Raw genomic sequence first — 21,774 nt, forward strand, 5'->3', positions numbered from 1 at the left:
GAGTGAAAATTAGTGAAAGTAAGGAAAGCGATTATACCAGCGGCAGGACTTGGAACAAGATTTCTCCCTGCTACAAAGGCGATGCCAAAAGAAATGCTTCCAATCGTCGATAAACCAACGATCCAGTATATCGTTGAAGAGGCGATCGAATCGGGAATTGAAGACATCATTATCGTTACTGGGAAAGGAAAAAGGGCAATAGAAGATCATTTTGATCATTCCTTTGAATTAGAACAAAACCTGTATGAAAAGGGAAAATTTGAACTGTTGAATGAAGTTCAAAAATCTTCTAAGCTTGTCGACATTCATTATATCCGCCAGAAGGAACCTAAGGGGCTTGGGCACGCAATCTGGTGTGCTCGGAAATTCATCGGAGACGAACCGTTTGCAGTATTATTAGGCGATGATATTGTCAAGGCAGAAAAGCCGTGTTTAAAACAGTTAATTGACCAATACGAAAGATATAATGCATCCATCCTGGGAGTTCAAACCGTTGCCGACCATGAAGTTTCTAGGTATGGGATTGTCGATGGAAATGTCATTGAAGACCGTTTCCATCGTGTTAGGAGCTTGGTTGAAAAGCCAAACCAGGAAGAAGCACCATCAAATCTTGCTATTTTAGGACGATATATCCTTAACCCAAGAATATTCGAAATATTAGGTGAACAAGAACCAGGAGCAGGTGGAGAAATCCAACTGACAGATGCGATTGCTGAACTAAACAAATATGAAGCAGTTTTTGCCTACGATTTTGAAGGAATCAGATATGATGTTGGTGAAAAAATGGGATTCATTCAAACCACAATTGAATTTGCATTACAGCGTGAGGATTTAAGAAATAAATTATTAGAATACCTTTCTTCAGTTGTCAATAAAGAACTAATTAAATAGCTGAGGATGGATGATGAATAATGAAAAATAGGGTACTGTTCTGTGCTACAGTTGATTATCATTTTCATGCTTTTCATTTGCCATATTTAAAATGGTTTAAAGAACAAGGCTGGGAGGTTCATGTTGCTGCTAATGGTGACATGGAGCTCCCTTTTGTTGATGAAAAGTACAATATTCCGATTCAAAGATCGCCATTCAAGAAAAAGAATCTTTTTGCCTATAAAAGCTTGAAGACTATAATAAATCAAAACTAGTATTCAATTATTCACTGCCATACTCCAATGGGAGGATTGCTGGCACGACTGGCTGCACGGACTTCAAGGAAGCATGGTACGAAAGTGATTTATACCGCTCATGGGTTTCATTTTTGTAAAGGAGCTCCACTTATCAATTGGCTTATTTATTATCCGATTGAAAAAGTTATGTCCCGTTTTACGGATTGTTTAATCACGATCAATCAAGAGGATTATCAGCGCGCGATAAACAGGGGATTTAAGGCGGGAATGATAAAACATGTTCATGGAGTTGGGGTAAATACTGAACAATTCAAACCTGTGACCAATAAGGAAAAGTACGAATTAAAGGAAAAACACGGTTTTAAACCTGATGATTTTTTGATGTTTTATGCTGCTGAATTTAATCACAATAAAAATCAAAAATTATTAATTGAAGCTTTAGCATTCATAAAAGAAGAAACACCAAACGCAAAACTTTTGTTAGCTGGTGAAGGCCCATTATTAGAAACGTGTAGAGACCTAGCTAAAACATTGGATGTTAAAGAAATGGTTGATTTTCTTGGGTTTCGAAAGGACATTGGAGAGCTCCTCAATATGTGTGATATTGCAGTTGCTTCAAGCTTAAGAGAAGGTCTTCCGGTAAACATAATGGAAGCGATGGCTTGTGGTCTTCCGGTTGTGGCAAGTGATAATAGAGGACATAATGAGCTAATTAAAGATAGCGATAATGGGTTTCAAATACCCAAAAATAATATGATTGATTTTGGAAATAAATTAATTGAATTGTATCAATCAAAAGATTTATGTAAAAAAATGGGGATTGAAAGTGAAAAAAGAATAAAGATATTTTCTTTAGATCAAGTCGGCTTGGAGTTAGTAAAAATATACACTAGCTACATGTTGGAGGAAATGAATGAAGCCAAAAGTAAGTATAATCGTGCCTATATATAATATTGAAAGGTATTTAAGCAGATGCCTAAATAGTTTGCTCACTCAAACTTTACCTGAAATTGAAATCATTGCGGTAAATGATGGGTCTACCGATTCAAGTGTAACTATCCTTGAGCAGTATGCTGAAAAAGATGATCGAATAAAGATAATTAATAAGTTTAATGGCGGAGTATCCTCTGCTCGAAATGTTGGGATGTCCTTGGCGAGTGGGGAATATATCGGATTTGTTGACCCTGATGACTGGGTAGAAACGGATATGTACAAAACTATGTATAATTCCGCAATTGCTGAAAAAGTGGATATCGTTATGTGCTCATATCTCCGTGAATTTGGAAATCACTCTAAAGAGAAGAATTTTAATCTTCCTGAAAAGGTAATCTACAATAATGAAGAAGTAAAATCGAAACTAATGAGACGTTTAATTGGTCCGCTAGAAAATGAAGTTGCCAACCCTGAATTATTAGATGCATGGGGTACAGTCTGGTCAAAAATATATAAGACTGATTTACTTAAAAATAATGAGCTATCGTTTATAGATTTAAAAGAAATTGGTACAAATGAGGATTCATTATTTAATATTGAAGCATTTTATTATTCTAACTCATTTGTTTTTATTAATAAGCCCTTTTATCACTATTGGCGTGAAAATAGTAGTTCATTAACCTCAAACTATAAGCCAGAATTACTGAGCCAATGGTTTAGCTTATATAAGAGAATTACCAATTTTTTAAATGAAAAAAATTTACCTCAAGAGTATAAATTAGCATTAAATAATAGGATTTGCCTTAATACTATGGGATTAGGGTTAAATACAATAAGTAAAAATAATAAGTCAAACCAATATGAGAAAATAAAAAAAATTGATACCATACTTAATAATGAAAAAATCAAAAAAAGTTTCCGTCACTTTGATTTATCACACTTTCCGATGATTTGGAAAGTTTTTTTTAGTTTTGCAAAGTATAGATTTTCTATAGGCTTTTATATTTTACTAAATGCAGTTGAGTTGATGAGAAGGACTGTCAGATAGGAGGTAGATTATTGAGTCCCATTCGAATACTTCAAGTTGTAACGGTTATGAATCGTGGCGGTCTTGAAACGATGTTAATGAATTATTATAGACAGATTGATCGTGAAAAAATACAGTTTGACTTCATGGTTCACCGTGATGATGAAGGTCATTATGATAAGGAAATAATAAAGCTTGGCGGGAAAATTTATAAAATGCCTCAAATTAAACCAGGAAATTACCGGTTATATTTCAAAAGGCTTGAAGATTTTTTTGCTAGTCACTCTGAATACAAAGTGGTTCATTCCCATATTAACGAAAATAGTAGTTTTGTGTTAAGAGCAGCGAAAAAAGCAGGCATAACGTGTCGAATTGCACATAGTCATTTAAGTGATTTAGAAATAGATTATAAATTTCCATTTCGTATATACGCTAGGTACCATATGAAAAATAATCCAACCCACTATTTTGCTTGTTCAAACAAAGCAGGACAGTGGCTTTTTGGTAATAAAATAGCAAAATCAAAAAATATGTTTGTATTAAATAATGCGGTAAATACCAAAGAGTTTGTTTTGAAAGATTCAACAAGAAGAAAAATTAGGGAAGATCTTGGTCTTCTTAACAAACTAGTAATAGGACATATTGGAAGGTTTAATAAGCAAAAAAATCATGAATTCCTAATAGATATTTTTAGGGCAGTACATCAAAAGCGGTCTGATGCTGTACTAATCTTAATAGGTGATGGAGACCTAAGGAAACAGATTGAAGATAAAGTAGAAGGTTTAGGGTTATCCGAAAGTGTAAAATTCTTAGGAATTAGAAGTGATATCCCTAATCTATTACAAGGAATGGACCTGTTTCTTTTCCCATCATTATTTGAGGGTTTACCAGTTGTGTTAATAGAAGCGCAAGCGGCTGGATTAAAATGCATTGTGTCAAATACAATTACACAAGAATGTGACATCACCGGTAGAATAGACTTTTTAAGTTTAAGAAAACCCCCGGAGGAGTGGGCGTCACATATACTATCATCTTCTTTTGAACATGAAGATACTTCTGGGAAAATTAGAGAATCAGGTTATGATTCAATTGCAATGTCAAGTTGGCTTTCAGAATATTATTCAAAATATTACACTTTAGAGATAGAATAAATTATTTTTTAATGGGGTGAGGGAGTGAAGCCTACTTTAACTGTTTTTACGCCAACGTATAACCGCGCGTATACACTACATTTGTGTTTTGAAAGCTTGAAAAGGCAGACAAGTAAGGATTTTATTTGGTTAATAATTGATGATGGTTCAACTGATTATACAAAAGAGTTAGTGGAGAAATGGATATTAGAAGGTTCAATTCCGATTCAATATTGTTTTCAGGAAAATCAGGGTATGCATGGTGCACATAATAAGGCTTACGAACTTATTGAAACAGAGCTGAATGTCTGTATTGATTCAGATGATTATATGCCTGATGATGCAGTTAATAAAATCGTTTCGTTTTGGAAGAGGTATGGTTGCAAGGAGTTTGCAGGAATCGTTGGATTGGATGCAAAACCAAATGGTGAAATTATTGGTACAAAAATGCCGGATAACTTATTGAAAACGACATTAACTAATTTATATGAGATCTACAAAGTTAAAGGTGATAAAAAATTGGTATATAGAACAGAACTAACTAAGAAAGTCCCTCCTTACCCAGTATTTCCTGGGGAAAAGTACTGTCCATTGAGTTATAAATATATCTTAATTGATCAAGAGGTCCCCTTGCTTATAATGAATGAAGTTCTTTGCCACGTCGAGTATTTGGAAGATGGTTCGAGTATGAATATTATCAATCAATATAAAAAGAATCCAAAAGGGTTTTCTTTTTTTAGAAAAGAAGCAATGAAGCATGCCCCTACATTAAAGGACAGATTCCGGGAGTCTATTCATTATGTATCAAGTAATATCATGATTAGAAATAAAAAATTTTTACTTGAGTCACCTAGATTTATTACCACTTTATTTTCAATCCCATTTGGAATAGGATTGTTTTTTTATATTCAAAGAACTAATAAAACAACTGTAATGAAAAATGATTAAGTTTATTTTGAAAGGAAAAGCCCATGACCATTATGTGGATTAATCTTTCAATTGTGTATGTCTTTTCTTTTTTATCAAGGTATTTTTCTACACAAGCAATAGATGATTTGAGGACAATTAGACCAAATAAACTCTTTGCATTTTTTGTGATTACTTCATTAGTCATTGTTTCAGGTCTTCGTAAAAATATTGGTGATACTTTTTTTTATATGCATTCCTATGAAATTACTCATTTTTCATGGAAGGATATTGATCCTGCTGGTGACTTTGGATTTAACCTACTACAAATGTATTTACAAAAAATATCACCTGATCCACAAATTCTCATTTTTACTACAGCGTTAATAACCAACTTTTTAATCATTTGTGTTCTATATAAATATTCTAGGTTTTTTGAATTAAGCTCCTTTGTATTTATAACGTCTGGAATGTTCACAACATCTATGAATGGCATACGGCAATACCTAGCAGCAGCTATTGCATTTATGGCAACAAAATATATCCTAAATGGTAACTTCGGGAAATATGCCTTAATCATTTTATTAGCATCAACTATTCATAAAAGTGCATTAGTCCTGCTTCCTATATATTTTATTGTGAGGAGAGAGGCATGGACCAAGGTAACATTTTCAATATTAGCCTTGTCAATATTGATTGTTCTGGGATTTAACGTATTTTCGGAGATGCTTTTTTCAGCATTAGGTAATACACAATATGGGCATTATAGTGATTTTGATGAAGGTGGAGCTAGCACAATAAGGGTAATTGTTAACGCTGCGCCGGTTATTGTTGCTTTCTTAGGAAGAGATAAATTAAGAGAACTCTGGCCCAAAAGTGATTTTATTGTAAATATGTCAATAATAAGTATTGTATTTATGATTATTTCTTCACAGAACTGGATCTTTGCAAGGTTTAATATCTATTTTGGACTATACAATCTGATATTAGTTTCATGGATCGTAAAACTGTTCCATGAATCAAATCAAAAGTTAGTTTATTACGGAATAATATTTTCTTATCTCATTTATTATGCTTACGAACAAATAGTTTCATTGAGCATTATATACGAAAGTAATTATATTAATTTTTAAAAACAATTTGATAAGGAAATCTGGTACGCTGATTCAACAAAGGTAAAGCGTAAATTAGGATAGGTAGCTGAAAAAGGGATTGAAGAAATGTGTGAGGATTTATGGCCTGGCAATCAAATAATCCAAATGAATATGAAACTAAAGAAGTTCCTCGCCTAATACAAAGCGGGGAGATTTTAGTTTAAGAAGAGATATATTGAAATTAAGAAATTTAGGTTTTGGAGATGCGAAAAATGAAACGTTTGTTAGATTTCATTTGTTCCTTATTATTAATTACGCTTTTTTCACCAATAATACTTTTGATTGGAATTTTAGTGAGATTGAAACTTGGGAATCCAGTAATTTTTAAACAACAACGCCCCGGCTTAAACGGAATACCTTTTAATTTTTATAAATTCCGAACCATGACTGACCAAAGTGATAGTGGTGGGAATTTGTTGCCAGACCATTTGAGGCTTACACCATTTGGTAGGTTCCTAAGAAAATGGAGTTTGGACGAATTGCCTCAACTAATTAATGTAATCAAAGGGGATATTAGTCTTGTCGGACCTAGACCGTTGTTAATGGAGTATCTTCCATTGTATACAAAGGAACAAGCAACAAGGCATCATATCCGACCTGGAATAACAGGATGGGCACAAGTTAATGGAAGAAATGCAATTACATGGGAAGAAAAATTTATATTGGATGTTTGGTATGTTCAAAATCAATCATTATTACTAGACCTCAAGATATTATTTTTAACAGTTTATAAGGTAATAAAATCGGATGGAATTAATCAGCCTGGAAAAGCAACGATTGATGCCTACAAAGGGTCTAAAAATATTGCAAAAGGAGGCGGGGGATGAATATTGCAATCATCGGTCAAGGGGGTCACAGTAAAGTTATCACAGATTTGCTTTCTTTATCAAAAAAACACTCAATTATTGGATATTTTGATGATAGGCACATAGATTTAACGGTAAAGGATAATACGTTTTTTGGACCAGTGATAATGGTAAAAAAACTACTAGATTATTTTAAAGACATAAAAGTTATCATTGCAATAGGGGATAACAAGATAAGAAAGAAAATCGTAGAAAGACTTGGCTTTTCAGAGGAATCATATATTACACTGATACATCCCTCAGCAATAATTAGTCCAAGTGCAAAAATTGGAACTGGAACTGTCATTATGGCATATTCTGTTGTTCAAGCAGATACCGAGATAGGAAGACATTCAATTATTAATACAAGTACTGTCATCGAACATGATAATGTAATTGGGGATTTTGTTCACGTATCCCCAAATGTTACTCTTACAGGCGCTGTCCAAATTGAAGAGGGCGTCCATATTGGAGCAGGGGCTTCTATAATTCCTAATTTATCTATAGGAGAATGGTCGGTAATTGGAGCAGGTGCGACGGTCATAAATTGTATCCCGTCGTTTTGTACAGCCGTTGGTGTTCCTGCTAAGGTAAAATTGAAAAAAACTTCAGGGGGTGTATAAATGGGCAATCTTATTTCAACAAAAAAAATCTATCTTTCGTCGCCTCATATGAGTGGAAATGAACAAAAATATATTAATGAAGCTTTTGAAACAAATTGGATCGCCCCGTTAGGACCCAATGTGGATGCATTTGAAAATGAAATAGCTAGTTATATAGGAGCCAAAGGAGCTGTTGCGGTAAGTTCGGGAACTGCAGCGATCCATTTGGCTCTTTCTTTATTAGATGTGAGAAAAGGTGATACAGTATTCTGCTCCAGTCTTACGTTTATAGCGAGTGCAAACCCTATCGTTTATCAAGGAGCTGAACCGGTATTTATTGATTCAGAACCTGAAACCTGGAATATGTCTCCTAATTCTTTGAAGCTCGCATTAGAAGAAGCAAATACAGAAGGGAATTTGCCTAAAGCAGTTATTGTTGTAAATTTATATGGCCAAAGTGCAAAAATGGATGAGCTCTTGTCTATCTGTAATCACTACGATGTACCGATTATAGAGGATGCTGCGGAATCACTTGGTTCCACTTACAGGGGAATAGCTAGTGGATCATTTGGTAAATATGGGATTTACTCTTTCAATGGCAATAAAATTATCACTACTTCCGGTGGTGGTATGTTGGTTTCAAATGATATTGAAGCATTGAAAAAGGCACGTTTTTTAGCTACACAAGCTAAAGATCCGGCGCTTCATTATCAACATAGCAAGACAGGTTTTAATTACAGAATGAGTAATATATTGGCCGGAATTGGAAGAGCGCAATTAGAAGTTCTAAATGAAAGAGTTAAAGCAAGAAGAAGTAAATTTAATTGCTACTATCAAGAACTCGCTCATCTACCGGGATTCAACTTTATGCCAGAACTAAAAAACACCTATTCCAATCGCTGGTTAACAGCTCTTACAATTGATGAAAATGAATCGGGCATATCTGTGAATTCATTGATTAAATATTTAGCTATAGAAAATATCGAAGCACGTCCTGTATGGAAACCATTGCATATGCAGCCATTATTTAGGGGTGCAAAATATTACCCTCACAGAGATTTTCAAAATGTGTCTGAGGAAATATTCCAATCAGGAATTTGTCTTCCATCAGGTTCCAATATGTCTGAAGAAGAACAGCAACGGGTCATTCATTGTATAAGAAAAGCATCTAATCAAAACTAATATAATAAATTAAATTTCAAGTTCAAGTTCTTATGATAAATGAGGTATTAATTCATGATTGGGAAAAACATTTTAGAAATCCGAAAAAAAAGAGCATTATCACTAACTGAACTGGCAGAACGAGCTAACATTTCAAAATCTTATTTAAGTAATATTGAACGAGATTTAAATAAAAATCCATCTATACAAGTTATGAACAAAATTGCAGCAGTGTTGAATGTAGATTTAAAAACACTAATAAAGGCAGATTCAAAATATGATACAAAACAGGGTTTAGAAAAAGAGTGGATTGATTTTATTTATGAATTAAAAGAGTCTGGTATTGAAAAAGAACAGATTAAAGAATTTAGAAGTTTTGTTGAATTTATTAGATGGAAGAAAGAGTACTCAGCTAAGAAATAATTAGAAGTTGGAATAGCTATTAAAAATAACCCAGTTTATTTTTTAAGGGGAAGACGAAATGAAGACTGTTAAAATTCCCAAGGTGATTCATTATTGCTGGTTTGGAAGAAATGAGAAACCTAAAATTGTGAATAAGTGTATAGCAAGCTGGAAAAAAAATCTCCCTGACTATGAATTAGTTGAGTGGAGTGAAGAGAATTTTGATATTAATGTAAATTCATATATAAAAGAGGCTTACCGTTCTGGTAAATTTGCCTTTGTAAGTGATTACGTAAGAGTCCATGCATTATATTACTATGGTGGTATTTATTTGGATACCGATGTTGAAGTCTTTAAAAGCTTTGATCCTCTTTTGCACCATGATTCATTTTGGGGGTTTGAGCAAGAGAACTTCATTGCAACAAGTACAATTGGGGCTTCAAAAGGGAATTCGTTAATAAAGATTTTTCTAGATTCATATAATGGGAAAAAGTTTAATGAGAATGGTACGAACAATGAATTAACAAATGTCGCCATCATCACTGAAATTCTAAAAAACAAAGGTCTGAAAATGGATGGAACATTTCAAGAAATGCCAGGAATAGCAACATTTTTTCCACAGCCCTACTTTTCGCCCTATGATTATATTAACTGCCGAAATTTTATTACAGAGAATACTTATGCCATGCATCATTTTTATAAAAGTTGGCTTCCGTTAAAATCAAGGTTAAAAAGTAATTTTAAAATGATTGTAGCTAAAACCATTGGTGGAGAAAATATTGCAAGGTTAAGAAACATAGTTTCAAGAACATAGGTGATTATGATGAAGGACGTATTAGTTGCATCATTTGATATGGAAGTTGGGGGAGTTGAAAGAAGTCTGATTAATATGTTGGAGAGTTTTGACTACACTAAATATAAGGTAGACTTGATGCTCTATCGACATCAAGGAGACTTTATGAAATTGTTACCAAGTAACCCAAATTTATTAGAGGAAATGCCTCAATACACAACTTTTAGAAAATCGATAAGGGAAATATTTAAAGATGGCCATATTGGTTTAGGAATATCAAGAATTTTTTCAAAAATAAATACTAATTTTTATCAAAAAAGAAAAAAGATTGATGAACCTGGATATTATCAAATGCAAATTATGTGGAAGTATGCTCTCCCTTTCCTACCAAGAATGGAAAAAGAGTATGATGTTGCTATTAGCTATTTATGGCCGCATTATTTTGTGGCTGAAAAGGTAAAGGCAAAGAAAAAAATTGCTTGGATTCATACGGACTATTCCACAATTCAAACTGATATAGACATGGATTTAAAAATGTGGCATCAATTTGACCATATAATAGCCGTCTCTGAAGCATGCAAAAATGCCTTTCTTGCAAAATATAAAGAGTTAGAATCAAAAGTTTTTGTTGTAGAAAATATTACTTCTCCTGAATTTATTAGAAAAATGGGAAAAGAAAGATTGGATAACCCAATGGAAAGTGATAATCGATTTAAACTTTTAACAGTCGCGAGATTGACACATGCAAAAGGAATCGATAAAGCTGTAAAAGCCATGAAGCTCATAAAGGAAAAAGGTTATGACGATATTGCCTGGTATGTTGTAGGATATGGTGGAGATGAAACAAAAATAAAAGAATTAATCAGACAAAATGATTTAGAAGAAAGTTTTATTTTATTGGGGAAGAGAACTAACCCCTATCCGTTTATTAAAGCATGTGATCTGTATATACAACCTTCACGTTATGAAGGAAAAGCAGTGACAGTTACAGAAGCTAAAATCCTAGCAAAGCCTATAATTATTACGAATTATTCAACAGCGGGAAGCCAAGTAGCAAAAGGTGTAGACGGGGTTATTTGTAAAGATTTGAGTGTGGAGTCAATTGCTTCTGAAGTTGAAGAAATATATATGAATGAAGATTTAAGAAGGAAACTAATTAATTATAATAAAAATTATAATTTTAGTAATGACTATGAACTAAAAAAATTATATAGTGTCATCAGCTTATAGGATCAACATTATTTTGTTTTATTAATTAGGTAATCATTTCTATTTAAAATACAAAACCGCATACTTTTTAAATCTTTTTAGTCTCTTAAGTAGACTCTTAACGATAGTGAATTTACTCTTAATAAATGAAACATAAGTGGGGATATAAATAAATGAAAGTTTGTACTATCACGTGTCATGATGTGTACAATCATGGAGCCTCATTACAGGCATTTGCATTAATGAAGTACTTGATGAGGTGTGGCCATGATGTTGAGATAATTGACTATAAACCAGATTATTTAAATAATCATTATAACCTGTTTAATGTTAGTAATCCAAAATGGGAAAAAAATATTCTTACAAAATGGATTTATCTAGCTATTAAAATACCAATTCGATTACCGGAGTTAAAAAGAAAAAAAGCTTTTGATCAATTTAAATCTAAATATTTAAATCTAACAAGTACTCGTTATAGTTCTAACGAGGATTTAAAGAAAAGTTTACCTGAAGCAAATGCTTATCTTTGTGGAAGTGATCAAATTTGGAACACTCTTCATAAGAATGGAAAAGACCCAGCATTTTACTTAGACTTCGTACCTGAAGGTAAAATAAAAGCGTCTTATGCAGCAAGTTTTGCAACAGATACTGTATCAGAAGAATTAAAGTCAATATTAAAAGAAAGAATAGAAAAGCTTGATGGCATAGGTGTTAGGGAAAAAAGTGGAGTTAATATTATTAGAGAACTAAAAATTAACAGGGGGGTTAATGTTGTTGACCCTGTATTTTTATTAGATAGAGATGAATGGGATAAAATGGGAACAGAAAAATTTAATGAACAGTATATCTTAATTTATGATTTTGATAATAGTGAACTAATTAAGGAAATAGCAATAAAGTTGAAAAAAGAAAAGGGATTTAAAATATACTCCATAAATCCAAATAATTTGAAGTATGCAGATAAATATTTTAAATTTGTTGGCCCTGAAACATTTATTTCACTAGTGAAAAATGCAAATTTTGTTTTATCCAATTCTTTTCACGCAGCAGTTTTCTCAATTATATTTAAAAAGAACTTTGCAATAGTGAATAGAAAGGAATCCATAAACACAAGGATGAGGGATTTATTAGATGATTTAAAATTAAGTGATAGGCTAGTTAAGGAAACTGATAATGAATTTGTTAATATAATTGAAAACGTTAATTTTAATGAATGTAGAAATATATTAAATAATAAAATTAGGATTTCAAAAGAGTATCTGGATAAAATTATAGTACTAAAAGAATAATGAGAGGAATTTCAAATGAAAAAAATACTCTTTGTCATTGATTCTTTAAATAGTGGAGGAGCAGAGAAAAGTTTATTGTCACTGTTAACATTATTTGACTATGAAAAATATCAGGTTGATATATTAATGCTTTCTGTTGAAGGACTATATTTACCTTTATTACCGGAACAAGTAAATATTGTTGATGTTCCTGATTATATAAAAAAACAAAAAAAAGGTATAAAACATTTAATCATAAATAAACAATTTAAACAGTTATCATCAAGATTAAGAACATCGTTGTCTCTTAGAAATCCAATTAAAAATAGAAAAATGCATAGCGCTCAAATAATTTGGAAAAATCTATCGAAACGAATAGATATAGTTAATAATGAATATGATTGTGCAATTGCTTATAGTCAAGGAGTCCCCACCTATTTTGTAGCAGAAAAAGTTATAGCAAAAAAGAAATACTGTTGGGTGAATACGGATTATAAGGTCGCATCATATAATAAGAAGTTTGATAAAAGATATTACGATCAATTCGATAAGGTAATTGCTGTATCAGACTATAACAGAGAAGTATTTATTAAAGAAATGCCTAGTGCCGGGCGAAAAACTTTAGTTATTTATGATATTATTTCTCCCACAATAATTAAATCATTGGCTTTAGAAGAATCTAGTTTCAAGGATAACTATAATGGCCTAAGGATTTTAACAATTGGTAGGTTAGTTGACGTCAAAGGTTATGATTTAGCTATTGAAGCTTGTAAAAGATTAAAAGAGGAGGGATATAAATTTAAATGGTATGTATTAGGGGAAGGAGAAAAGAAGGCGACATATGAAAATATGGTAAGAAAGTATGGTTTACAAGATACTTTTATTTTTCTGGGTGTCCATCATAACCCTTATCCTTATATAAGAAACTGTGATATTTATGTTCAACCTTCAAGATATGAAGGATACGGATTAGCAATTGCCGAAGCTAAAATATTAGAAAAGCCGGTTGTGGCAACCAATTTTACAGTGGTATATAACCAACTTAAGGAAAATGAAAATGGTGTGATAGTTAATATGAATCCAAACAGTATCTATGAAGGCATAAAGAAAATAATAGAAGATAAGGATTTAAGAAATAAAATTTATAATAATTTACGTAGCGAAAAAAAAGGTACTGAGGAAGAGTTATTAAAAGTTTATTCTTTATTAGAGGCAATTTAAGATTTAAATATAAGGTAAGAGAAAGAGAGGATTGCCAATGAAAAAAAGCATATTATTCATGGTAATCAATATGAATGTTGGTGGAACGGAAAAGGCCCTACTCAATATGATTTCTGAAATGCCACGAGAAAAATTTGACGTTACAATCTTAATGTTAGAAAAATATGGAGGATTTTTGAATTCTATACCTGATTGGGTTCAGGTTGAATATGTAAATGGTTATAGAGATATTAAAAGGTTTCTTAATGATCCTCCAAAAATAGTATTTAAAGATCTGCTTAAGCAGTGGAAAATAGTCAAAGCTTGCATGTACATACTACTTTATCTGATATCTAAAGTTCAAAATAACAGAAGTATTTTCTTTAATTATATTTTACGAAACAATCCAAAAACTAGTACTGAATATGATGTTGCAGTAGCTTATGCAGGTCCGATGGATTTCATAAGCTTTTTTATTGCAGTTAAAATACGTGCAAAGAAGAAAATACAATGGATTCATTTTGATGTTAATAAAATAGGATTTAATGTAAAATTTGCTGAAAAAATATACAGTCAATTTGATAAAATCTTTGTTGTTTCTAAAGAAGGAAAAGAGAAACTGAACAAAATATTACCGTCACTAAAACATAAAACCGAAACATTTTATAATATAGTTTCTTATAAAAATGTTATTCAAATGGCTGAAGAGGGAAATGGTTTTGAAGATAATTATGAAGGGTTAAGAATCCTAACAGTTGGTAGATTAAGTAAAGAAAAGGGTCAGGATTTAACAATTCCTGTATTAGCAAGACTGAAACAGGAAGGATTTAATGTCCGCTGGTACTGTGTTGGGGAAGGGAATGCAAGAAGTGACTATGAGCAACTGATAAAAAATTATAAGGTTGAGGCTGACTTTATTTTATTAGGTTCTCAGGCAAACCCATATCCCTTCATGAAACAATGTGACATATATGTTCAGCCATCACGTCATGAAGGATACTGTATAACTCTTGCAGAAGCTAGATGTTTTAACTGCCCAATTATCAGTACAAATTTTACAGGGGCAAATGAGCAGATTTTGCATAAACATAATGGTTTAGTTGTAGAAGGTGACAAGATACAAATCTATGAAGCTATAAAACAAATAATTATTGATCAAAGTTTAAGAAATACAATAAAAAGTAATATAGAAAATGAACATGTTATAACAAATAATGACATGCAAAAAATTACTCAAATGGTAATTTGATAGAATGAGTCTTATTTTTTGATGCTTAAACATAAGGGTTTTCGATATACAGCAGATAGGAGTGGTGAAATTGAAAAAGAAAGTTTTATTTATGCTGAGCAGCATAAATATAGGTGGCGTAGAAAAATCACTACTTTCCCTGCTATCAGTTATACCAAAAGAAAAATATGATATTACTATTTTAGTTTTAGAAAAAAAAGGTGGGTTTTTAGAGTATATACCTAATTGGGTAAAAATGGAGGAAACAGCTTGGTTTAAAGATGTTAAACCGATAATCATGCAACCTCCTCAGCAAACGATTAAAGATTATTACATCAATAAGAGCTATACAAAAATTCTAACATTTCTATGTTCTTATTTTATATCTAAGCAATTCAATAATAGATATCTTTACTATAAGGAAGTTTTTAAAAATGTTCCGATCAATACGAACACTTATGATGTAGCTATAGCGTTTCAAGGGCCAACAGATATGATTGATTATTATATAGCCAATAAAGTCAAAGCAACGAAAAAAATATCGTGGGTTCATTTTGATGTTTCAAAGCATTTTATTAACGAGAAATTATATAACAGACTGTATAAAAGCTTTAATAAAATATTTGTCGTTTCAAAAGAGGCTAGGAAATGCTTAATCGAAAAGGTACCAACAGTTGAAAGAAAAGTAGAGGTTCTTTTAAACATAGTTCCAAATGATTTAATAAATTATATGTCCAAAGAAACGATGGAGTTCGATGAGGGCTATAAAGGGACAAAGATTGTAACAGTTGGAAGGCTTTCAAGGGAAAAGGGTCAGGATATTGCAATTAAAGTTTTATCTAGGTTGCGTAAAGATGGATACGATGTAAGGTGGTATTGTGTTGGTGACGGAAACTACAGAAAAAAATTTGAAACTTTAATAGAAGAGTATGGTTTAAAAGAAGACTTTATTTTATTGGGAGCAAAATCCAATCCCTACCCATATATGGCTGAAGCAGATATATATGTCCAGACATCAAGACATGAAGGGTATTGTCTTACTTTAGCGGAAGCCAAGTGTTTAGCTAAGCCCATTGTTACAACCAATTTTATAGGAGCTTATGAACAGATTGAGGACGGCAATACTGGTTTTATAGTTGGTTGTAATGAAGAAGAAGTGTATATAAAAATTAAATATCTTTTAGATAATAAAATAGTACAAGATATGTTGCATGAAAACTTATCAAATAGTAATTTCGATACAAAAGAGGAGATAAAAAAACTCTATGATTTTATTAACTAGAAAGGATTTAAAAGTATGAGCCTTAAAATAAGTATTATTGTTCCAGTATATAAAGTGGAACCATATATTCATAAGTGTGTAGATTCCATACTCGCACAGACATTTAAGGACTTTGAGCTAATCCTTGTTGACGATGGGTCACCTGATAATTGTGGGCAAATTTGTGATGAATATGCACAAAAAGATAGTAGAGTAAAAGTGATTCATAAAGAAAATGGGGGAGTATCGTCTGCTCGTAATGTAGGTATAGATACCGCTTTAGGTGAATACATTACCTTTATTGATCCAGACGATATTATAGAACAAAATATGTACCAGGTTTTGTTTGAGCATGCTATTAAATATTCGGCAGATATTGTTGTTTGTCCTATTAGATCTTTTAATGAGGTTGAGGGCACTATTTCAATTTCAACTGTTTGGCTGGAAGGAAATATTCTTGATAAAAAAAATATAGAAGAAAAAATTATACCATCAATTCTACGTAAAAAATATTATAGTATTCTTTCTGTTGTTAATAAATTATACCAAAAAAAATTCTTTGATCAATATGAACTTAGATTCGATGAAAACAAAAATCATGGTGAAGATGCAAGATTAAATTTAATATTATTAACTCATATAAATAGGTTAGTTTTTGTAAAAGAACCTCTTTACAACTACTTTATTAGAAAAGGAAATTCCTTAACACGGAAATTTAGAGAGGATTATTATGACTATATTTTGGATAATAAAAATTTTGGCCTATCTTTGTGTGATAAATACAATATAGTTAACGTAGTCGATAATTTAAATAGTGAATTTATTATAACTACTTTAAACTTCATGCAGGATATTGTAAACAGTAATTTATCACAGTCTAAAAAGGATGATTTATTAATTAAAATAATTAATGATAATGAATTTAAAAAGCACTTAACCAGTTCTAATTTTCCAAGTATATATTACAGATTTTTAATAAGTATTTGTAAATTTAAAAGTGAGAAGTTATTTACAGGAGTGGTAAAACTTAAAGTTAGTATAAAAAATTTATGTAAGGGAATTGTATTAAAATGAGATTATCAAACTCCTTGAAGAATATATCCACTGGTATTCTAGCATCAATAATAATTGCTATTTTGGGTTTTATCTCAAGAAAGATTTTTTTAGATAGTTTAGGAGCAGAATATTTAGGGATTAATGGATTACTTACAAATATATTGGCAATGCTAGCATTGGTAGAAAGCGGAATTGGAACTAGCATTGTTTATAATCTATATAAGCCCCTAGCGGAAAATGATCGACCTCGTATTATTGCACTTATTCAATTATACAAAAAAGCATATAGTATTTTGGCTTTAATCATTCTTATTCTTAGTCTAATTTTGTTTCCATTTTTAGACTTTTTTATTAGAGAAAGTGAAACTATTCCCTATTTAAGTGTTGCATATTTTATATTTGTTAGCAAAAATTTGTTTACCTACTTGAATGCACATAGAGTGTCTTTAATAAATGCTGATCAAAAGGGATATATTCTAACAAATATTAACACAATATTTCAGATAGTTATGACTATAGCAAAAATAGTGGTATTAATCCTAACAAAAAATTACCTTCTTTTTTTATTAATAGATTTAACTATTTTTGGAATACAAACAATTATTTATGGCCGTCTTGTTGGTAAAAGATATTCTTATATTAAGACTACAGAAAAACACTATTTAAATAATAGAGAGAAACAAAATCTAGTGAAAAATATTAAAGCTTTATTTTTACACAACATTGGTTCATTTTGTGTAAATGGAACGGACTATATACTTATTTCAATGTATGTTGGAATTGTTACTGTGGGGCAATATTCCAACTATACTATGATTTTAGGCCAGGTTACAGCTTTAATAGCATCAATATTAGGTGGAATTGGTGCGAGTGTGGGGAATTTAATTGCGGTTGAAAGTAAAGAAAAGAGTTTCTCAATATTTAATATAACTTATTTGGTTAACTTTTGGATTTATTCAATTAGTGTTATTTTTTTATATAATTTACTAAACCCTTTTATTAGATGGTGGCTTGGTGAGGAATATTTATTAGATTCATTAACATTTATTATTATTTTAATTAACTTTTATCTAATTGGCCTGAGGGGATCAATATCAACTTTTAAAAATAAGGCAGGAATATTTGTTCAGGACAAATATGTTCCACTTATTGAAGCTGTCATAAATCTAGCTGCGTCAATAATTTTAGTTAATTTTATAGGCTTACCGGGAATTTTTATTGGAACGCTATTAAGTACTTTGTGTATTGTTTTTTGGAATGTACCTCGTCTTGTATATAAATATGTTTTTAATGTTTCAGTATGGCTATATTTTAAAAAATATGTTTATTATCTGGTGCTTACAATTGTGGTTGGATTTGTTACAACATTCATATGTAAATCACTTATACCTAATGGAAATTTATTATCTTTAGTTGGAAAAGGAATTATCTGTATTGTTGTACCAAATATAATATATGTCGTACTCTTTTATAAGAGTCAAGAGTTTATTTATATAAAAACAATGTTAAGTAGAGTAATTCCTAGGTTAAAAATAAAAATAAACTCAGCCAGTTAGTGAAAAGGTTAAAATAATTGACAAAGATTGTTTCTAACTATTAGTTATGATAACAGTTTGATTTAATAATTTTAAAGAGTTTTATTTAAAACTTAAAGAGGTAACGCAATTTTGTAGAAAAATTATTAATATATTTAATTAACATATTTTTCTGTGTTATCAAAATCCTTTGCATTATTTGAAGGGATACAATGTTCTTAAAAATATACTATTAAATTATTAGTTAAGTAAATTACTAGGTAAATTATTGTTTGATGTTCAGTGGATAAGAAAATAATATGGCGAGATTTAAATGGATAAGTTATCCCTACTATTTATTTATTATTTTGACCATTTTAGGAATTTAATTACATTTTTATGTAATTAAAAATTTTCAGGAATACGAAACTAATGACAGTAAAACCTGTTCTTGATTATAAAAGGAACAGGTTTTTTAAAAAGCAGAGTTATAATCACTTTGAATAGTGTGCATATTTGTTTAAGATTAGAATTCTACTACAATTTTTTTATTATAACTAATAAATTAATATTTACTTTATGTTTTATTTCGATCGAATTGTTATCAATTATGGATATGATTAAATTTTCGATATTTCCAGAGTCGGATACAGTTAATACAAAAGGTTCAAGTGTACTTAAATTATGATTAACTATTGTAGAGTACATATCACCATTTAACTGCAATGCTACGTTGGTTTTGTATGTGGTACTAATATCATAATCAACATAAGTTTCAGGATCTTTAGATGGGAGAATGGTGTTAGTAAACACATTATCTACAGATATAAATTTAATCATAGGACTGACACTATCATAATAAACAAGACTTAATGGAGAAGTACCAGTATATTTAAAGTTACATTCTTTTATAAAGAATGTAACTACATCATTTACATGTTTGTCGTGATCAATTAGATAAGAGAAATTCGGATTAAAAATCTCAATATTACATTTGTTTAATTTAATCATGGCACTTGGTTGGTTTGAGTCTGTTGCAAATAGATTTCCCACTGTGTTTGCTACTAGATGACAATTCTCTAATATTGTTGTTGCAGATGACCCTGCAGTGTTTATATTTCCAACTTTAATAATTGAGTCTATAAATATCGAATTAGTAATATTTACTTCTCTATCTTTTGTACCATAAATATGATTTATTAAAATACTATTATTAAACTCACAATTTTCTATTGAAACCTTTTCACTCTTGGCTGCTCCATTACGAGTTTGAATATTAACTTTTATATTATTAAAAATAGAATCCCTAAGTTGATACCCTCTAAATATCAATTCTCTAACTGATGTTGAATCAAAAAAACAAGTATCCATGTTATTTACATTTAAAATCGGAGTACTGGATATGTTCTCGAATTTGAATCGGTTATTTCTGAATATATTATTTTCGTTGCTATTTCCTGAATTGATATATATTATGTCTACAAAGTTATTGTTTGAAACATTTATCGTATAAGAGTTATTGGTATTTAGATAAGATAAATTGCCTCCATTTATACTGTTCTCACTAATATTCACATATGCATTGTTGAAGTTAGAAGTCATAAATCCAAGTGGATATGAACAGTTATATATTATGTTCCCCCTAATGTTTGCGTAAAGTAAGCTATATAGGTTTATCCCAATGGACTCTATATTATAAATGTGATTATTTTCTATTTGAATGGAGTAACATCCAACTAATATTCCATGATTACTGCCATAGATAAAGTTATTTCTAATAACACAATTATCTCCATATGAATCTTCTTGGTTTATAGCATACCTAGTCGAATAAGGAAATACAGGTTTTCCATCTAGGAAACTATTATTACCCTTTCCATTGTCCCTTACAACATTATGTTGAACAATATTATAACTTCCTCCAAGTGTAATGCCACCTCTGTGACCATTAAATACTTCATTATATTCTACTAAATTGTGGTGGGGAATTAATCCGAATTTTAATGTGATTTGTAAATTTTTAGATGAATTTGTTTCTTTTGAAAAAAGCATTCTGATTTTCGTAGTACCCAGAGGGATCGAAATACCTGTATATATTTTCCTTTTTTTGACAACACCAATAAAACTGTTATCGGCCCTATAAAAGAAAACATCTACTTCTTTTGAATTTAATGCTGTCAATCTAGTATAACCAAATCCTGCAATCTCGAAAGAGGAAAATTCAGCACCAGTTGGTATATTAATGAAATCTGTTACTAATGAATTGGTTGAAGGACTTACTTGACCTGTCATGTAGTCTAGAGCATTTAATGAAGCATTTAATACGGCTATCTCTCGAATAGCTGAACTTGAAAAAGTAATATTATCTCCCATATAGTCTCTAACAATACAATTTTTAATGGAGGAATATCTTGTGCTTTTTTGAAATACAACACCATAAGTATGCTCCATTTTTGCCTCTCCAGGATTTTGAAAACTTCGGTCATCTCTGCATCCTATGATTGTTCCGCCAACTAGGTGGGTGTTAGTAACGTTATCAAAAACAATGCTATTACCTTTAAAATTATAAAAATCTGTAGTTGTTCTGTTATCAAATGGAGATTTATGATCAGAGTCATAAATTACTTTAAGTGTGGAACCGTTTAAATCAAAGGTTACATTACTAACCATTTTTATCTCTCTTGGGTAACAAATTGCATACTTTCCTCTCGGTAAAACAATTGTAGTAAAACCATTGGCAGAAGCATATTGGATCGCATTATTTATCCCTTGGATGTTTGCATCAGCATTTGTATAATCTGCATTAGTGTAAGGTTTAGAAGGTATTCCTTGCTTGATGTTCCACCGATCAAGCTCAATATGATACAAGTTAACCACTCCCTATATTAGTTTATTAAATATTATATGGCTTGTTTCATTTGGCTGATTGGACGGGTTTTGTACATTTAAAAAAATGTA

Annotated in this window: 18 protein-coding genes and 1 pseudogene; 18 read left to right on the forward strand and 1 reads right to left on the reverse strand. The window is 31.0% G+C overall.

Going from position 1 to position 21,774, the window contains the following annotated elements:
• Positions 1-12: 12 nt before the first annotated feature.
• The 18 genes and pseudogenes from galU to B1NLA3E_RS04875 all read left to right on the forward strand — a co-directional run bounded on the left by galU (position 13) and on the right by B1NLA3E_RS04875 (position 18,858).
• Positions 13-891 carry a UTP--glucose-1-phosphate uridylyltransferase GalU gene (gene galU / locus B1NLA3E_RS04790; RefSeq protein WP_015592712.1) on the forward strand — a complete coding sequence of 293 codons (879 nt, stop codon included), beginning with the start codon at positions 13-15 and terminating at the stop codon, positions 889-891.
• A gap of 20 nt (positions 892-911) precedes the next feature.
• Positions 912-2,078: pseudogene (locus tag B1NLA3E_RS04795) on the forward strand (glycosyltransferase family 4 protein).
• Positions 2,041-3,108 carry a glycosyltransferase gene (locus tag B1NLA3E_RS04800; protein WP_015592713.1) on the forward strand — a complete coding sequence of 356 codons (1,068 nt, stop codon included), beginning with the start codon at positions 2,041-2,043 and terminating at the stop codon, positions 3,106-3,108. The pseudogene B1NLA3E_RS04795 and the gene B1NLA3E_RS04800 overlap by 38 nt, the downstream one beginning before the upstream one ends.
• Positions 3,109-3,119: 11 nt before the next feature.
• The gene (locus B1NLA3E_RS04805) at positions 3,120-4,238 is read left to right on the forward strand and encodes a glycosyltransferase family 1 protein (protein WP_015592714.1); all 1,119 of its coding nucleotides are present in this window, start codon (positions 3,120-3,122) and stop codon (positions 4,236-4,238) included.
• Positions 4,239-4,262: 24 nt separating this feature from the next.
• Positions 4,263-5,165, forward strand: a complete 903-nt coding sequence (locus B1NLA3E_RS04810) for a glycosyltransferase family 2 protein (protein ID WP_041580312.1) — start codon at positions 4,263-4,265, stop codon at positions 5,163-5,165.
• 23 nt (positions 5,166-5,188) lie between these two features.
• Positions 5,189-6,256: an EpsG family protein gene (locus B1NLA3E_RS04815; protein WP_015592716.1), complete on the forward strand. Its 1,068-nt coding sequence runs from the start codon at positions 5,189-5,191 to the stop codon at positions 6,254-6,256.
• A 233-nt stretch (positions 6,257-6,489) separates the two neighbouring features.
• Positions 6,490-7,104, forward strand: coding sequence for a sugar transferase (locus B1NLA3E_RS04820; protein ID WP_015592717.1), 615 nt, complete (start codon positions 6,490-6,492; stop codon positions 7,102-7,104).
• On the forward strand, positions 7,101-7,745 hold the full coding sequence (locus B1NLA3E_RS04825; RefSeq protein ID WP_015592718.1) for an acetyltransferase: 645 nt from the start codon (positions 7,101-7,103) through the stop codon (positions 7,743-7,745). Before B1NLA3E_RS04820 ends, B1NLA3E_RS04825 begins: the two co-directional genes overlap by 4 nt.
• Positions 7,746-8,906, forward strand: a complete 1,161-nt coding sequence (locus tag B1NLA3E_RS04830; protein WP_015592719.1) for a DegT/DnrJ/EryC1/StrS family aminotransferase — start codon at positions 7,746-7,748, stop codon at positions 8,904-8,906.
• Positions 8,907-8,960: 54 nt separating this feature from the next.
• The gene (locus B1NLA3E_RS04835; protein WP_015592720.1) at positions 8,961-9,308 is read left to right on the forward strand and encodes an XRE family transcriptional regulator; all 348 of its coding nucleotides are present in this window, start codon (positions 8,961-8,963) and stop codon (positions 9,306-9,308) included.
• Between the two features lie 58 nt (positions 9,309-9,366).
• Positions 9,367-10,101, forward strand: a complete 735-nt coding sequence (locus B1NLA3E_RS04840) for a glycosyltransferase family 32 protein (RefSeq protein ID WP_015592721.1) — start codon at positions 9,367-9,369, stop codon at positions 10,099-10,101.
• 9 nt (positions 10,102-10,110) lie between these two features.
• Positions 10,111-11,310, forward strand: coding sequence for a glycosyltransferase (locus B1NLA3E_RS04845; protein WP_041580313.1), 1,200 nt, complete (start codon positions 10,111-10,113; stop codon positions 11,308-11,310).
• A 152-nt stretch (positions 11,311-11,462) separates the two neighbouring features.
• The gene (locus B1NLA3E_RS04850; RefSeq protein WP_041580314.1) at positions 11,463-12,578 is read left to right on the forward strand and encodes a polysaccharide pyruvyl transferase family protein; all 1,116 of its coding nucleotides are present in this window, start codon (positions 11,463-11,465) and stop codon (positions 12,576-12,578) included.
• A 15-nt stretch (positions 12,579-12,593) separates the two neighbouring features.
• Positions 12,594-13,778 carry a glycosyltransferase gene (locus B1NLA3E_RS04855; protein WP_015592724.1) on the forward strand — a complete coding sequence of 395 codons (1,185 nt, stop codon included), beginning with the start codon at positions 12,594-12,596 and terminating at the stop codon, positions 13,776-13,778.
• 37 nt (positions 13,779-13,815) lie between these two features.
• A complete protein-coding gene (locus B1NLA3E_RS04860; protein ID WP_015592725.1) occupies positions 13,816-15,006 on the forward strand; it encodes a glycosyltransferase in 1,191 nt (396 codons plus the stop codon).
• Positions 15,007-15,070: 64 nt separating this feature from the next.
• Positions 15,071-16,267: a glycosyltransferase gene (locus tag B1NLA3E_RS04865; protein ID WP_015592726.1), complete on the forward strand. Its 1,197-nt coding sequence runs from the start codon at positions 15,071-15,073 to the stop codon at positions 16,265-16,267.
• A 15-nt stretch (positions 16,268-16,282) separates the two neighbouring features.
• Positions 16,283-17,320 (forward strand): glycosyltransferase family 2 protein, encoded by a 1,038-nt coding sequence (locus B1NLA3E_RS04870; RefSeq protein WP_015592727.1) that lies wholly within the window; start codon positions 16,283-16,285, stop codon positions 17,318-17,320.
• Positions 17,317-18,858 carry a lipopolysaccharide biosynthesis protein gene (locus tag B1NLA3E_RS04875; RefSeq protein ID WP_041580315.1) on the forward strand — a complete coding sequence of 514 codons (1,542 nt, stop codon included), beginning with the start codon at positions 17,317-17,319 and terminating at the stop codon, positions 18,856-18,858. The genes B1NLA3E_RS04870 and B1NLA3E_RS04875 overlap by 4 nt, the downstream gene beginning before the upstream one ends.
• A gap of 495 nt (positions 18,859-19,353) precedes the next feature.
• On the opposite strand, the gene B1NLA3E_RS04880 is transcribed toward B1NLA3E_RS04875, so the two are convergent.
• The gene (locus tag B1NLA3E_RS04880; RefSeq protein WP_015592729.1) at positions 19,354-21,684 is read right to left on the reverse strand and encodes a right-handed parallel beta-helix repeat-containing protein; all 2,331 of its coding nucleotides are present in this window, start codon (positions 21,682-21,684) and stop codon (positions 19,354-19,356) included.
• Positions 21,685-21,774: the final 90 nt, after the last annotated feature.

The sequence above is a fragment of the Bacillus sp. 1NLA3E genome, assembly GCF_000242895.2.
Lineage (GTDB): Bacteria > Bacillota > Bacilli > Bacillales > Cytobacillaceae > Bacillus_BU.

Coding starts and splice junctions, on each gene's coding strand:
- B1NLA3E_RS04830 (WP_015592719.1), top strand. CDS start 7,746: ATGGGCAATCTTATTTCAACAAAAAAAATCTATCTTTCGTCGCCTCAT.
- B1NLA3E_RS04850 (WP_041580314.1), top strand. CDS start 11,463: ATGAAAGTTTGTACTATCACGTGTCATGATGTGTACAATCATGGAGCC.
- B1NLA3E_RS04870 (WP_015592727.1), top strand. CDS start 16,283: ATGAGCCTTAAAATAAGTATTATTGTTCCAGTATATAAAGTGGAACCA.
- B1NLA3E_RS04845 (WP_041580313.1), top strand. CDS start 10,111: ATGAAGGACGTATTAGTTGCATCATTTGATATGGAAGTTGGGGGAGTT.
- B1NLA3E_RS04860 (WP_015592725.1), top strand. CDS start 13,816: ATGAAAAAAAGCATATTATTCATGGTAATCAATATGAATGTTGGTGGA.
- B1NLA3E_RS04875 (WP_041580315.1), top strand. CDS start 17,317: ATGAGATTATCAAACTCCTTGAAGAATATATCCACTGGTATTCTAGCA.
- B1NLA3E_RS04855 (WP_015592724.1), top strand. CDS start 12,594: ATGAAAAAAATACTCTTTGTCATTGATTCTTTAAATAGTGGAGGAGCA.
- B1NLA3E_RS04825 (WP_015592718.1), top strand. CDS start 7,101: ATGAATATTGCAATCATCGGTCAAGGGGGTCACAGTAAAGTTATCACA.
- B1NLA3E_RS04820 (WP_015592717.1), top strand. CDS start 6,490: ATGAAACGTTTGTTAGATTTCATTTGTTCCTTATTATTAATTACGCTT.
- B1NLA3E_RS04800 (WP_015592713.1), top strand. CDS start 2,041: ATGAAGCCAAAAGTAAGTATAATCGTGCCTATATATAATATTGAAAGG.
- B1NLA3E_RS04840 (WP_015592721.1), top strand. CDS start 9,367: ATGAAGACTGTTAAAATTCCCAAGGTGATTCATTATTGCTGGTTTGGA.
- B1NLA3E_RS04835 (WP_015592720.1), top strand. CDS start 8,961: ATGATTGGGAAAAACATTTTAGAAATCCGAAAAAAAAGAGCATTATCA.
- B1NLA3E_RS04815 (WP_015592716.1), top strand. CDS start 5,189: ATGACCATTATGTGGATTAATCTTTCAATTGTGTATGTCTTTTCTTTT.